The sequence below is a fragment of the Kitasatospora sp. NPDC032121 genome (genome assembly GCF_055580145.1).
This window is the reverse complement of sequence record NZ_JBVILX010000018.1, coordinates 120016-133450: the sequence shown is the minus strand read 5'-3', so window position 1 is coordinate 133450 and position 13435 is coordinate 120016. Positions and strand designations below refer to the sequence as shown.

Genomic DNA, 13435 nt, shown 5'->3' with positions numbered 1-13435 from the left:
TGTTCAGGCGTCGAAGCGGATCTCGGGCCAGTGCGGGGTGGGGCCGTCCAGCAGTGGGGTGGGGACGGCGCGCAGGTGGAGGTTGAAGTAGGCGGTGAGGTAGGCGCGTTGGGCGGCGACGGCGCGGTGGGGGTCGCCGGTGCCGAGGAAGTGCTCCAGTTGGTCGGGGGGCCAGGCGAAGGCGCCTTGGCCCTGGGGGACGAGTAGTTGGAGGTCGCAGTAGGACAGGTGTCCGGAGTGGGTGAGGGTCAGGCGCCGGCGCCAGCCGGTCAGGTGCGGCCACAGGGTGTCCCACATGGTGTCGCGGGCGGGGCTGTCCCAGGCGGAGGCCATCAGCAGCAGGGGGCGGGTCTGGTCGGCGGTGGCGCTGGTGCCGAACAGGGGGCCGTCGAGGATGGCGCCGGCGCGGATGCGCGGGTCGTCGTGGAGGGCCTGGGCGGTGGTGGCGCCGCCCATGGAGTGGCCGAACATGCCGACGGCGTCGAGGTCGAGGGCGGTGTCCAGGCCGGCGGGCAGCGGGCCGCTCGCGAGGTGGTCGAGGAGGAAGCGGACGTCGGCGGCGCGGTAGGCGACGATCTCGGCGTCGGTCATCGCCTGGACGCGGGCCTTGTCGCGTACTTCCAGGCGCCGGCCGGGGAATTCGACCTCGCCGGCGTCGTAGGTGTGGTCGAGGGCGGCGACGACGTGGCCGTGGGAGGCGAGTTCCTCGGCGAGGGCGGTGTTGAAGGCGCTGTCGGCGCCGGAGCCGTGGGAGTTGAGGACGACGGGGTGGCGGCGGGTGCGGTCGGCGGGGGCGCCCGGGCGGGCGTGGGTGGTGGGCCAGGTAAGGCGGGCGTCGGGGACGCCGAAGTAGGCGGCCTGGAGGTGGGCGGTCTCGGCGGGGCTCATCCACGGCGCGTACGGGCCCCGGGCGCCGCTCGCGGCGGGGTACCAGAGGCGGGCGCGCAGTTCGCGCGGGCGCGGGGTGGGGGCCCAGGCGTCGGTGCGGGCGGTGTCGGTCAGGTGGAGCAGGGTGGTGCCGACGGGGCGCGGGCCGGTGGGCGCGGGCAGCCTCAGGCGGGGCTCCCCCGCCCCACCGGCGGGAGCGCCGGCGGGCGCGGTGTCGGCACGTACGGTGTCGGCGCGTGCGGTGTCGGCGCGTGCGGTGTCGGCGCGTACGGGCCCGGCGCCGGCGGCGGTGGCGGCGGCGCCCAGGGCGAGTGCCCCGAGGACGCGGCGGCGGGTGGGCGGGCGGCCGGGCTGGGGTCCGGTCATGGGCGTGGCTCCTTCGGCGGGCGGGGCGGCGGGTGCGGCGGGTGCGCGTCCACCGTGCCGCGTGGGCCCGCCCGGGCGCGTCCGCCCGCGGCAGGAGTCGCCCCGGGGCGGTTGCGTCCGCGGGCCTACGCCTGCGGCGCCACCCCCGCGGCCCCTTCCCCTAGGGGTCAACCGGCCGCTACGGCACGGGAGTTGCCGCGGGTGCAGCCGACGAGGCCAGCAGTGCGTCGAGCAGTCCGGGGAAGCGGGCGTCGAGGTCGGCGCGGCGCAGGCTGACGAAGCGGTTGCGTCCGGCGACGCGGGTGGTGGTGACGCCGGCCTCGCGCAGGACCCGCATGTGGTGGGAGACGGTCGACTTGTGGAGGTGTTCCAGGCCCAGGCCGCGCGGGTCGCAGGAGTGCTCGCCGCCGTCGGCGTAGCTGAGCAGCAGGGTCATGCGCACGGGGTCGCCGAGGGCGTGCAGGACCGTGACGAGTTCGATGTCGGCGGTGGCGGGCTGGGGAAGCCGCTCGTCGTCGCTCATGGCGCACGCTCCTCGGGGGCCGCAGGGGGATCAGGACGGTTTGACAATCATCCACCCATGCCCGAGTGTTTGGCGAGCGTCAAACTGTTGCATGTCTATCCAACAATCGTTTCTTGCGCCCCGGGGGGCCCTCCCGTGCCCGTACGTCTGCTCCTGCTCGCCCTCGGCACCTTCGCCATGGGCACCGACTCGATGGTCGTCGCCGGCATCCTCGGCCCGATCTCCGCCGACCTGGGGGTGTCGGTGCCGGCCGCCGGCCAGCTGGTCACCGTCTTCGCGCTCGGCTACGCGCTGCTGGCCCCGGTGCTGGCCACGCTCACCGCCCGCTGGCCGCGCCGGCGCCTGCTGCTGACCGCGCTGGCGGTGTTCAGCGCGGCCAACGCGCTCAGCGCCCTCGCCCCCTCCTACGGGCTGCTGCTGGCCACCCGCGTCCTGGCCGCGGCCGGCGCCGCCCTCTACACGCCGACCGCCAACGCGGTGGCCACCACCCTGGTCGCCCCCGAGCGGCGCGGCCGGGCGCTGGCGACGGTGCTCGGCGGGATGACGGTGGCCACCGCGCTCGGCGTGCCGCTGGGCACCTGGGTGGGGCGCGCCGACTGGCGGATGACGATGTGGCTGGTCACCGCGCTCGGCCTGGCGGCGCTGGCCGGCCTGGCGCTGCTGCTGCGCGACCTGCCCGCCCCCACCGCCGCGCCCACCCTGCGCGCCCGCCTGGCGCCGCTGGGCCGGCCCCGGGTGCTGGGCGCCGCGGCCACCACGCTGGTGTTCTTCCTCGCCTTCCAGAGCGTCTACATCTACCTGGCCACCGCCGTCTCGGGCGCCACCGGCGGCGACGCCGACCGGCTGAGCGTCGTCCTGCTGACCTGCGGCGTGATGTCGGTGGCGGGCAGCTGGCTGGGCGGGCGCCTGGTCGACCGGATCGGGGTGCGGCGGGTGCTGCTGGCCGGCTCGGCGGTGGCCGCGGGCGCGTTCGCCGCGCTGCCGTGGCTGGGACGCAGCATGCCGGGGGCGCTGGGGTACGCGCTGGTGGTGCCGTTGGCGGGGTGGGCGGTGTCGGTGGCGCTGCCGCACCGGCTGGCGTCGATCGATCCGGCGAACGCGCCGCTGCTGATCTCGTTGAACAGCAGTGCGCTGTACCTGGGGACGGCGGCGGGGGGTGTGGCGGGGTCGGCGGCGATCGCGGTGCTGGGCGGGCGGTGGTTCCCCTTCGCGGCGGCGGGGCTGGCGCTGGTGGCGTGTGCGGTGGCGGCGGCGTCGACCCGGGACGTGCGGGCGGTGCGGGCGGCGGCGCCGGGCCGGGGTGCGGTGCGCGCCTGAGCGGGGGCGGGCGCCCGGGCGGGGCCCGGAAGGGGGCGGGTGCCCCGGTCCGTGGGACGGACCGGGGCAGCCGGCGCGGTGGCACCCGGCGTGGCGGTGGACCCGGTGCGGTGGCATCCGGCGTGGCGGTGGACCCGGTGTGGTGGCACCCCGGGTGGCGGTGGCAGCCGGTGCGGTGGCGCCCCGTGGCGGTGCCGGTGGGGTGCCGGTGGGGGGTCAGCCGCGCAGGACCTCGCCGACCAGGGCGCGGGCCTCGTCCTGGACGCGGGCGAGGTGTTCGTCGCCGTGGAAGGACTCGGCGTAGATCTTGTAGACGTCCTCGGTGCCGGAGGGGCGGGCGGCGAACCAGGCGTTCTCGGTGCAGACCTTGATGCCGCCGATGAGGGCGCCGTTGCCGGGGGCCTTGGCGAGGACGGCGGTGATCTTCTCCCCGGCGATCTCGCCGGCGCCGACCCGTTCGGGGGACAGTCGGGCCAGGCGGGCCTTCTGCTCGCGGTCGGCGGGGGCGTCGACGCGGGCGTAGGAGGGGGCGCCGTGGCGTTCGGTCAGCTCGCGGTAGTGGGCGCTGGGGGTGGCGCCGGTGACGGCGGTGATCTCGGAGGCGAGCAGGGCGAGCAGGATGCCGTCCTTGTCGGTGGTCCACACCCCGCCGTCGCGGCGCAGGAAGGAGGCGCCGGCGCTCTCCTCGCCGCCGAAGCCGATCGAGCCCTCCAGGAGGCCGTCGACGAACCACTTGAAGCCGACCGGGACCTCGACCAGGGGGCGGCCGAGGTCGGTGGCGACGCGGTCGAGCATCGAGGAGGAGACGAGGGTCTTGCCGACGCCCGCGTCGCCGGGCCAGTCGGTGCGGTGGCGGTAGAGGTAGTCGACGGCGACGGCCAGGTAGTGGTTGGGGTTCATCAGGCCGCCGTCGGGGGTGACGATGCCGTGCCGGTCGGCGTCGGCGTCGTTGCCGGTGGCGATGGCGTACTCGTCCCTGCGGCCGATGAGGGAGGCCATCGCGGCCGGGGAGGAGCAGTCCATGCGGATCTTCCCGTCCCGGTCCAGCGTCATGAACCGCCAGGTCGGGTCGGTCACCGGGTTGACGACGGTCAGGTCCAGGCGGTGGGTGTCGGCGATGCGCGCCCAGTAGGCCACCGAGGCGCCGCCCAGCGGGTCGGCGCCGATGCGCAGTCCCGCGTCCCGCACCGCGTCCAGGTCCAGGACGGAGGGCAGGTCCTCGACGTAGGCGGTGAGGTAGTCGTGGCGCCCGGTGGTGGCGGCGGCCAGCGCCCGCGCGTAGGGGACCCTCTTGACGCCGCGCATGCCCTCGCGGATCAGTTCGTTGGCGCGGTCCTGGATCCAGCCGGTGGCCCGGGAGCCGGCCGGGCCGCCGCTGGGCGGGTTGTACTTGAAGCCGCCGTCGCGCGGCGGGTTGTGCGAGGGGGTGACCACGATGCCGTCGGCCAGCGCCCGGGGGCTGCGCCGGTTGTGGGCGAGGATGGCGTGCGAGACCGCCGGGGTGGGGGTGTAGCCGTCGGCGGCGTCGATCAGCACCTGCACGCCGTTGGCGGCCAGCACCTCCAGGGCGGTGACCTTGGCGGGCTCGGACAGGGCGTGGGTGTCGGCGCCGAGGAACAGCGGGCCCGCGACGCCCTGTTCGGCCCGGTACTCGCAGATCGCCTGCGTGGTCGCGGCGATGTGGTCCTGGTTGAAGGCCGCGTCCAGCGACGAGCCGCGGTGCCCCGAGGTCCCGAACGACACCCGCTGCCCGGGCTCCTGCGGGTCCGGGTTCAGCGCGTAGTACGCCGTCACCAGCCTTGCCACGTCCACCAGGTCGCCCGGCTGCGCCGGCTGCCCGGCCCGTGCGTGTGCCATCCGTCTTCTCCCGCCGAAAGTCGGTACTCGCGATACGTCGTCGCTGCGCGTTCACCGATCGTAGCCAGAACGCGACCGTGCCCCGAACCGCGCGAGCGGTCCGGGACACCGCTCACGGGCGGCGACGGACGGGGACGGGCAGCCTTGAGACGGCCTTGAGGCGGGCTTCAGGCGGGCTTGAGGCAAGCGGCCGCAACGGGCCTTGAGGCGGGCGGCCGCAACGGGCTTGAGGCAGGCGGCCGCAACGGGCTGAGGCGGCGCCCGGCCGGGCTTGAGGCAAGCCGCCGGGCGGGCGCCGGAGCGGGCGTCAGGCGGGCAGTTGCTGGCGGTGGGCCGCCAACTCCTCGGCGGTGGTGGTGGCGAGGAACTCCGTCACCCGGTACTCGGTCAACCCGGCCCGCACGAACGGGTCGGTGGCCACCAGCGCCTCGACGCACGCCCGGTCCTCGCCCACCGCGATGATCACCCCGCCGTCGCGCGGCACCTTGCGCCCCGAGGCGAGGAAGGTGCCCGCCGCGTAGTGCTCCCGCAGCCACTGCACGTGCTGCGGCAGCACGGCGTCGATCGACTCCAGGTCGGCGGTGTACGTCAGCTCCAGTACGAACATGGGGCCCAGGCTAGGGCCTGCCCGCGCGGCGCCCGCCGGGAGGGTGCCGACCCCCGTCCTGCCGCCTCGCGCAAGGCCCCGCGGTAGGACCCGGCACACCCCGTTCTCGCCTTGCCGCGCGGGGGCGCGCCCGCAGACTCGTGCGCATCCCCCTTCGCGCCCACCGCGCCGCCGCCCCCTTCGCGGGCGCCCGGCGCGCACGGCGTGCTGCCCGCGCACGGGCACAGGGGGCCACAGGAACGACGACAAGAGGGGGACGGGCGGATGCGCGTGCACGAGGACCTGGTGCCGAGGACGCGGGTGCGGCTGCTGCTGAGCGACGAGTGGATCCTGACCGGCGAGGACGCGCTGTGGGTGTACCGGACGCTGTTCGCGGTCAGCCCGCACGTGTACGCCCACAAGCTCGTCCACACGCTGCCGGACGCCGGCCGCTCACCGCTGGTCGCCGACCTGCCCCAGGCCCGGCCGGCCCTGCTGGAGGAGGCCGCGGCCGCGACCGCGTGGGTGGACCAGGACGCGACCGGCGTACCGGCCGGTGGTCGTGGACGCCGTGTTCCACGGCCTCGCCGCGCTGAGGGAGCAGCAGAACGGCTGTGCAGGACAGTAGGTGATCACCCGGAAGGTGCGATACAAACGACAATCCTTCATTTGACGACTGATCGGAGAAGACCTGATATGAGCAGCTCAGGGCTGTCGCGCCGCGCCCTCCTCGCCTCCGCCGGCGCCGGGGCCGTCACCGCCGTCATCGGCTGGAACACCGCCACCGCCGCGTGGGCCACCGAAGCCGACGACGCAGCCGTACCCGACATCGCCCGGCTGCCCGCCCTGGACGGCACGGTGACCCTGCAGGGCCAGGGCCTGGACCGCTTCTGCGGCGACTTCGGGCACCTGGTCACCGCCGCGCCCCGGGCGGTGCTGCGCCCCGGTTCGGTGCGCGACGTGCAGCAGCTGGTCGCCTTCGCCCGCCGCCACCGCATCCCGGTGGCCGTCAACGGGCAGAGCGGGGACCTCGCGCAGCTCGGCGAGGAGGGGCTGGAGTCGCACTCCAGCTACGGCCAGGCCAACCCGCGCGGCGGCGTGGCCATCGACGCCCGCGGCCTGTCCGGGATCGTGTCGGTGAGCGCGGGACGTGCCGTGGTGGAGGCCGGGGCGACGTGGGCGCAGGTGACCGAGGCGGGCCTGGCGGCGGGCTGGGTGCCGCCGGTGCTCACCGACTACCTGCACCTGTCGGTGGGCGGCACGCTGAGCGTGGGCGGCATCGGCGGCGGTGTGCAGCGCTACGGCATGCAGGTCGACAACGTGCTGGAGCTGGACGTGGTGACCGGCACCGGCGAGCTGGTGACGGCCTCCCCCACCCGCAACCGGGAGCTGTTCGAGGCGGTGCTGGCCGGCGGCGGCCAGGTCGGCGTGATCGTGCGCGTCACCCTCGCCCTGGTGAAGGTACGCGAACGCGCCCACGTGTTCTCGCTGTACTACGACGACCTGGACGCCTACCTCGCGGACCAGGAGAAGGTGCTGGCCGGGCGGCGCTTCGACTTCCAGGTCGGTGACGTGGTGCGCAGCGCGGACGGTTCGCGCTGGCGTTACAAGGCGGAGCTGGTGGCGTTCGCGGACGCCGGGCAGCAGGTGGACCGGGCGACGCTGCTGGCGGGGCTCGTCCCGGTGGAGACGGAGGTGGTGGAGCAGAGCTGGCGGGAGTACGCGTACCGGGTGGACGGCTTCTCCGGGTACCTGCGGGCGGCGGGGTTCTGGGCGCTGCCCAAGCCGTGGCTGAGCGTGTTCCTGCCGGCGGCGTCGGCGCGGGCGTTCATGGCGCGGGCCGCGCAGGTGCTGACGGCGGCGGACCTGGGGGCGGGGCTGCTGCTGTTCTACCCGTACCTGCGCTCGAAGGTCCGGGCGCCGCTGGCGGTGCTGCCGGGGCAGGAGGAGGTGGGCTGGCACTTCGACCTGCTGGCGTTCCCGGGGCCGGGGGCGGACACGGCGGCGATGCTGGAGCGCAACCGGCTGCTGTACGACCTGGCGGTGGAGCTGGGCGGCAAGCGGTACCTGATCGGGGCGGTGCCGGGGATGACGCGGGCGGACTGGCAGCGTCACTACGGGGGGCTGTGGGAGCGGGTGGTGGCGGCCAAGCGGCGCTGGGACCCGGCGGGGATCCTGACGCCCGGGCAGGGCATCCACGCGTCCTGACGCGCCGGCGCCGGCCCGCCCGCGCCGGTGCGGGCGGCCCGGCGGCCTGTCCCCTCCTCCCCCGGCGCGGGGGTCGGCGGGCGGGGGTCGGCGGGCGGGGGGCGGCGGGCGGGGGGCGGCGGTTGGGGGCGCGCCCGGGGGCCGGTGCGTTGTTCGTCCGGGGCGGTGGTGGTGAAAAGGGGGGCGGGCCGCCGGCGGGCGGGCGGGGGGCGGGCGGGGGCTCAGTCCCAGCCGATGACCGTCGAGGAGGAGCCCGTGTCGGCGCGGACCGCGGCCCCGGCCGCGGCGTGCGGGAGGGCGGGCCCGGTGGCGGCGGCGGTGATGGTGGTCGGGACGGCGCGGAGCTTGGCGGTTCCCCCGGAGAAACGTTTCGGTGGTGCGGGCCGCCGGCGCGGACCCGCCCGGATCCGGGGGTCGTCCTCACCCCCGTTCCTGTGGTCACCATCCTGTGGTCACCATCCTGTGGTCACCATCCTGTGGGCCCGGGGCAGCGGGTGGAACGGCTTCGGGTTGTCACCCACGGGACTGCCGGCTTGGTGTCAGCCCGGTGTCCCGGCGGCGCGTCCCCGGGGCGTCCCCGGGGCGTCCTCGGCGCGTCCGGGGGTCGTGGCGGCGTCCGGCGGCGATGCGGCGCCCGCCCGGTGCCGCTGTGCCATATTGCGGACATGGTCACGACGAGAGGGCAGGTCATGAAGTTCGCAGTCATCGGCGGCACCGGGCTGATCGGGTCGCAGGTCGTCAGGAACCTGAACGCCGCGGGTCACGAGGCGGTGGCGCACTCGAAGTCCACGGGGGTCGACGTCATCAGCGGCCGGGGGCTGGACGAGGCGGTGGCGGGGGCCGACGTCGTCGTCGACCTGACGAACTCCCCGACCTTCGACGAGGCCTCCCCCGCCTTCTTCCGGACCTCGATGGACAACCTGCTGGCCGCCGCCGAGCGCGCCGGCGTCGGCCACGTCGTGATCCTGTCGATCGTCGGCACCGACCGGGTGCCGGAACTGGCCTACTACCGCGCCAAGGCGCTCCAGGAGGAGATCCTCGCGGCCGGGCCGCTGCCCTACTCGATCGTCCGGGCGACGCAGTTCATGGACTTCGTCGACGCCGTCCTGTCCTGGACCACGGACGGCGACACCGTCCGGCTGCCCGCCACGCCGATCCAGCCGATCGCCTCCAAGGACGTCGCCGAAGCGGTGGCGCTGGTCGCGGCGGGCACCCCGCTGAACGGCATCCGCAACATCGCCGGCCCGGAGGTCTTCCCCCTGGACGAGCTGGGCCGGATCACCCTGGCCGCCAAGGGCGACCACCGCACCGTCGTCACCGACCCCACCGCCGGCATGTTCGCCGCCGTCCGGGGCGACGTCCTCACCGACGGGAACGCCCGGCTCGCCCCCACCCGCTACACGGACTGGCTCTCCTGACCCGCCCGCACCGACCCACGGGAACCCGGCGAGCCCGGGAGCCCGGGGGGCCGGGCGGCGTCCGGGAGTCCGGGGAGGGGCCGGGCGCCCGGAGGGGAGTGCGTCAGAGCGCGGACAGGCGCAGCCTGAACGGCGGCCCGGCCGTGCGCGGTGTCCAGCCGTTCGCCCGCGCGCGGCGGATGCCGGCGGCGACCTCCCGCGGCATGACCACCTGCGGCATGACCACCTGCGCCGGTACCGCGGCCGGGGCGCGGGCGGTGGGCCGGCCGGTGTCCACGACGAGTGTGGTCGCGGGGTGGCGCGCGTCCTGCACCGCGTAGCCGAGGGTGGTGCCCTCGTGGTCGCGGCACCAGTGCCGGCGGCTGACGCGCCGGCGGTACTCGGCGCCGTCGACGACGATGCGCCGGGTTCCCTTCGTGGCCCGTGTCACCGTGCTGTCTTCCGGTCGGTCCGTGCCGCGTCGCCGCGTCCGTGTGCCGGTCGGCGGTCTCCTCGCCCGGCGGCCGGGTGTCACCCCGGGATTCGCCGGTGCGCTTCCTCTCGCCCCACCGCGCGGCGGTGGCGGTCCGCGCGGTGGGCCGGGCGCGGAAGCCGCCGGTCCGGGCGCCGTCGCGGGCCCTACGGTGTGTCCGGCATTCGTGCGGGTGCCGCACCGCGAACAGGGCGGACAGGGCAGCGGGGGCGGCGGGTGTGGGCTGGGGCATGACGATCGAGCGGCCGGAAGGCGACCGGCGACCCGGAGTACCGGTTCAACCTTTGCGGCACGGGCCCCGGCGAAGCGGGCCATGGACCGTTCTCCAACTCATGGGCCGGTAGGCCGGATTGACCGACACCAGGATCGCGCCGAGCTTGGCGGTGGCGTACTGGGTGAGCGTCCACCCGGCACAGTCGGGGGCCCGGATGCCGACCCGGTTCCCTTGGGCGGTCCCGAGCTCCAGCAGGCCGGGTGCCAGGGCGTCGACGTCGTTGGCGGGTTCGGCCCACGTCCGGCGGCGGGCGGTGGCCCGGTCGGCCAGGGCGTCGCGCTCGGGGAAGGTGCGCAGCGCGCGGTCGAGGTTCCCCGATGGTGTCACCGAGCAGCGGGTTGCCGGGTGGGCGGGTTGTCGGGCGGGCGGGTGGGCGGGTTGTCGGGTGGGCGGGTTGTCAGGTGGTGCGCTGGCCGTGGACGAGGGCGGGCAGGGTGCGGTTGGCGAGGGCTTCGGTGGTGCGGGCGTACTGGGCGGGGGCCATGGTGTCGGGCAGTTGGCGTACGGGGACGAAGCGGGCGCCGAGCAGGCCGCTGTGGTGTCGGGGCGGGACGGTGAGGGGGGTGGTGTCGGGGACGGTGCCGCCGTCGAAGACGAGGCTGAGGCGCTGGAGGTAGCGGTCGGCGGGGGTGAAGTCGACGGCGAGGATGTCGGTCAGGCGCAGGTGGAGGCCGGTCTCGGCGTTGAGGTGGCGGGCGGCTGCGAGGTGCGGGGGCTCGTTGGGGCGGGCGGAGCCGCCCGGGAGGATCATGCCGTCCATGTAGTCGGGGTCGACGAGGAGGACGTCGCCGCGGGGGTTGCGGACGAGGACGAGGCAGCCGAGCCGGCAGACGGGGGGCTTGGCGAGCAGGCGGGGGTCGTACACGGGGGTGGTCGCTTTCAGCCGTCGTGGTGGGGGTCGTGGCCGTGGGGGTGGTGGTGGGTGAGGCGTTCGTAGCGCAGGCCCTTGCGGAGCAGGTCGACCAGGCGCAGGAGGTCGAGGGGGCGGGCGGTGAGGTGCAGCAGGTAGCTGCACGTCAGGCGGCCGCCCTCCCAGTCGACTTCGAGGGTGGGGAGGCAGACGCCGCCGAGGTCGAGGACGGTGGTGAGGTCGTCCAGGACGTCGGCGGCCTCGCGGCGCTGCTCGGCGGTGGCGCGGGAGAGGGTGGACATCACCGCTCCCCGGGGCGCTTGTGGACCTCGAAGGCGCGCCAGGCGCTGTAGGCGTCGCCGAAGAAGACGAAGGCGGCGAGTTCGCCGCCGGGCCGGCGCAGCCACTCGCCGGTGAGTTCGTTGCGGACCCGGTAGCGCTGGGCCTCGGTGTCGAAGCGGACGCCGTAGCCGTGGAGGCGGGGGGCTTGGTCGTGGGGCATACGGATGGAACCCTCTGCGATCGGAGTTTCACGTTCTGTGTACATCGTGGCCCAGCGACCCCTAGCATCGGAAGCGCAAACAACTTGACTTCGAGGCCACGTTGAGTCGGAGCACCTATGGTCAACATCAAGGAGATCGAGCCGTCGTCGAGCCCCTGGGCCCCTTTCGGCATCCAACTCCGCAACTCACGGCGGGCGAAGGGCCTCAAGCAGCACCAGCTCGCGCGCAAGTGCGGAGTCAGCGCGTCGTACGTCTCGTTCGTTGAACTTGCGCGTCGACCGCCGAGTGAAAAGTTTGCCACCAAGGCCGACGAAGTCCTGGAAACGGGCGGGACTTTGATGCTGATGTGGTGGCAGCACAAGCACACCGCGCTCGTGCCGGGCTTCCCGGAGTACGCCAACTACGAGAACCGCGCCTCAGAGGTCAGGCTGTTCTCGATCGACATCGTGTCCGGGCTGCTGCAAACCCGTGCCTACGCTGACGCCTGGGAAGCGGCGAACGTCAGGCGCGGCACTGCGACTCCCGAACAGGCCGAGGAGCGGGTCAACTTCCTCATGACGCGCCAGCAACTCCTGGCCCGCACGCCGACACCGCTGCTTCATGCGGTTCTCGACGAAAGCTGCCTGCGCCGACCTGTCGGCGGGCCGGAGGTGATGATCGAACAGCTGCTGCACCTCGAACAGCTCGCCGCGTCTCCGAACATCCTGCTGCAGGTAGCCCCCTTCTCCCTGGGCGAGGACCGTCCGTTCACACTTCCCGTGATTCTCCTGACTATGCCCGACCGAAAGCTGCTCGGATATACGGAAACCGAGCTGCGCGGGTACCTTGATCGCGATATCAACGCCGTTCTTCCGCTGTCCAGGGGCTACGATCGGCTTCAGATCGAGGCGCTGAACCAGGCCGCGTCGGTGGAGAAGATGCGAGCGGTACGGAAGGACTATGAGGATGGATGTTGACCTGACCCACGCTGGCTGGCGAAAGAGCACCTACAGCGGCGGGTCGAACGGCTGCGTGGAGGTCGCCGACGGCTTCAACGGTGTCATGCCCGTGCGCGACTCCAAGGACCCCAGCGGCCCCGCCCTCGTCTTCCCCTCCGCCGCCTGGCAGTCCTTCGTCACGGCCGTCCGCACCGGCGAGTTCGACGCCGGCTGATCCTGTCCGCGCGCCGCCGCTCCTGCCCGGGGCGGCGGCGCGCAGCGGTCCCACCGCCGGTCCAGCGCAAGGGGTTGATGAGCAAGTGCCGTGGCCCGACTCCCTCTTTGGCCCCCGGAGTGGGAAGTCGACCCCATCGACTTCCCACTCCACCCACACGGCCCGACCCGGAGGGAATCCCTTGAACCCCACCCCCCACGTCACCTGGCGCAAGAGCACCCACAGCGGCGGCCAGAACGGCTGCGTGGAGGTCGCCGACGGCGTCCCCGGCCTCATGCCCGTGCGCGACTCCAAGGACCCCGACGGCCCCGTCCTCCTCTTCCCCGCCCCCGCCTGGCAGGCCTTCGTCACCGCCGTCCGCGACGGCGAACTCCGCACCGCCTGACGGCACTTGCGCGCCGCTGCCCCGGCCCGGGGCAGCGACGCCGGAGAACCCTCCCACACCACACGGCCAGGGCCCCTCGTCCGGACACCCGGCATGGGAAGTCGGCCCCGCCGACTTCCCACTGCGCAGCTCGCCCAGGACGCAACCGCCGTGAACCGCACCACCCCCACCGCCTGACGCAAGAGCACCACAGCGGAGGCGGCGGCCTGTGCGTCGAAGTGGACGACCCGCGCCCCGGCCGCGTGCGGGACTGCGCGGACCCCGACGGCCCCCGCCTCGACGTCCCGCCCTCCCCCGGCCGGCCTTCGTCACCGCCGTCCGCACCTGCCTTGTCACTGCACCCGCCGTGTCCCACGCAGGTCGTGTCCCAGTGAGGACCATCGCCGTCGGCGCCGCGAGTTCCCTCCAGCCGCGCCAGCGTGTCGCGTGACGATGCGTCAAGGACGCTACCGGAGTCGGCGGACGTCACAGGGCGGCTGGAGGTCACCGTCCGCGCCTCGAATTCGACAAGGGGACGGTACCGACCCGACCACCCGTCGACAGCAAGGAGAGCCCACCAGCGGGGGGTAGGGTTTACCCCCCGTCCGGCCGGTGGGTTCACGCTGCCGACCCGGCGCCGCCCGGTGCGACACCGTG

At 74.5% G+C, this 13435-nt stretch carries 16 protein-coding genes; 7 read left to right on the top strand and 9 right to left on the bottom strand.

The window, feature by feature from the left end; genetic code table 11:
- Positions 1–3: 3 nt before the first annotated feature.
- Entirely contained in the window at positions 4–1254 is a 1251-nt protein-coding gene (locus ACZ5OX_RS32430) for an alpha/beta hydrolase family protein (RefSeq protein WP_465634972.1), read from the bottom strand.
- 178 nt (positions 1255–1432) lie between these two features.
- Complete coding sequence (locus ACZ5OX_RS32425; protein WP_449808934.1) at positions 1433–1777, bottom strand: ArsR/SmtB family transcription factor; 345 nt, start codon at positions 1775–1777, stop codon at positions 1433–1435.
- Positions 1778–1912: 135 nt separating this feature from the next.
- Between ACZ5OX_RS32425 and ACZ5OX_RS32420 the strand changes: the two genes are divergently transcribed.
- Complete coding sequence (locus tag ACZ5OX_RS32420) at positions 1913–3094, top strand: MFS transporter (RefSeq protein WP_465634969.1); 1182 nt, start codon at positions 1913–1915, stop codon at positions 3092–3094.
- A 216-nt stretch (positions 3095–3310) separates the two neighbouring features.
- Here the strand turns inward: ACZ5OX_RS32420 and pgm are convergent, their stop codons facing one another.
- Both pgm and ACZ5OX_RS32410 read right to left on the bottom strand, forming a co-directional pair.
- On the bottom strand, positions 3311–4951 hold the full coding sequence (gene pgm / locus ACZ5OX_RS32415; RefSeq protein ID WP_465634967.1) for a phosphoglucomutase (alpha-D-glucose-1,6-bisphosphate-dependent): 1641 nt from the start codon (positions 4949–4951) through the stop codon (positions 3311–3313).
- Positions 4952–5258: 307 nt separating this feature from the next.
- Positions 5259–5558, bottom strand: coding sequence for a YciI family protein (locus tag ACZ5OX_RS32410; RefSeq protein ID WP_449790444.1), 300 nt, complete (start codon positions 5556–5558; stop codon positions 5259–5261).
- A 264-nt stretch (positions 5559–5822) separates the two neighbouring features.
- On the opposite strand from ACZ5OX_RS32410, the gene ACZ5OX_RS32405 reads away from it, so the two are divergent.
- A complete protein-coding gene (locus tag ACZ5OX_RS32405) occupies positions 5823–7745 on the top strand; it encodes an FAD-binding protein (RefSeq protein ID WP_465634965.1) in 1923 nt (640 codons plus the stop codon).
- A 689-nt stretch (positions 7746–8434) separates the two neighbouring features.
- Complete coding sequence (locus ACZ5OX_RS32400) at positions 8435–9163, top strand: SDR family oxidoreductase (protein ID WP_465634963.1); 729 nt, start codon at positions 8435–8437, stop codon at positions 9161–9163.
- Between the two features lie 103 nt (positions 9164–9266).
- On the opposite strand, the gene ACZ5OX_RS32395 is transcribed toward ACZ5OX_RS32400, so the two are convergent.
- The 5 genes from ACZ5OX_RS32395 to ACZ5OX_RS32375 form a co-directional block, all read right to left on the bottom strand.
- Complete coding sequence (locus ACZ5OX_RS32395; protein ID WP_465634961.1) at positions 9267–9593, bottom strand: hypothetical protein; 327 nt, start codon at positions 9591–9593, stop codon at positions 9267–9269.
- Between the two features lie 319 nt (positions 9594–9912).
- Positions 9913–10236, bottom strand: a complete 324-nt coding sequence (locus tag ACZ5OX_RS32390) for an AMP-binding protein (protein WP_465634959.1) — start codon at positions 10234–10236, stop codon at positions 9913–9915.
- A 70-nt stretch (positions 10237–10306) separates the two neighbouring features.
- Positions 10307–10774, bottom strand: a complete 468-nt coding sequence (locus ACZ5OX_RS32385; RefSeq protein ID WP_465634957.1) for an NUDIX domain-containing protein — start codon at positions 10772–10774, stop codon at positions 10307–10309.
- Between the two features lie 14 nt (positions 10775–10788).
- The gene (locus ACZ5OX_RS32380; protein WP_465634955.1) at positions 10789–11061 is read right to left on the bottom strand and encodes a hypothetical protein; all 273 of its coding nucleotides are present in this window, start codon (positions 11059–11061) and stop codon (positions 10789–10791) included.
- Positions 11061–11261 carry a hypothetical protein gene (locus ACZ5OX_RS32375; RefSeq protein WP_465634953.1) on the bottom strand — a complete coding sequence of 67 codons (201 nt, stop codon included), beginning with the start codon at positions 11259–11261 and terminating at the stop codon, positions 11061–11063. Before ACZ5OX_RS32375 ends, ACZ5OX_RS32380 begins: the two co-directional genes overlap by 1 nt.
- Before the next feature lie 117 nt (positions 11262–11378).
- Between ACZ5OX_RS32375 and ACZ5OX_RS32370 the strand changes: the two genes are divergently transcribed.
- From ACZ5OX_RS32370 to ACZ5OX_RS32355, 4 genes are all read left to right on the top strand, one after another.
- On the top strand, positions 11379–12218 hold the full coding sequence (locus ACZ5OX_RS32370; RefSeq protein ID WP_465634951.1) for a helix-turn-helix domain-containing protein: 840 nt from the start codon (positions 11379–11381) through the stop codon (positions 12216–12218).
- On the top strand, positions 12202–12414 hold the full coding sequence (locus ACZ5OX_RS32365) for a DUF397 domain-containing protein (protein WP_465634950.1): 213 nt from the start codon (positions 12202–12204) through the stop codon (positions 12412–12414). The genes ACZ5OX_RS32370 and ACZ5OX_RS32365 overlap by 17 nt, the downstream gene beginning before the upstream one ends.
- A gap of 181 nt (positions 12415–12595) precedes the next feature.
- Positions 12596–12799, top strand: a complete 204-nt coding sequence (locus tag ACZ5OX_RS32360) for a DUF397 domain-containing protein (protein ID WP_465634948.1) — start codon at positions 12596–12598, stop codon at positions 12797–12799.
- Positions 12748–13173, top strand: a complete 426-nt coding sequence (locus tag ACZ5OX_RS32355; RefSeq protein ID WP_465635027.1) for a DUF397 domain-containing protein — start codon at positions 12748–12750, stop codon at positions 13171–13173. Before ACZ5OX_RS32360 ends, ACZ5OX_RS32355 begins: the two co-directional genes overlap by 52 nt.
- The last annotated feature ends 262 nt before the right edge of the window (positions 13174–13435 follow it).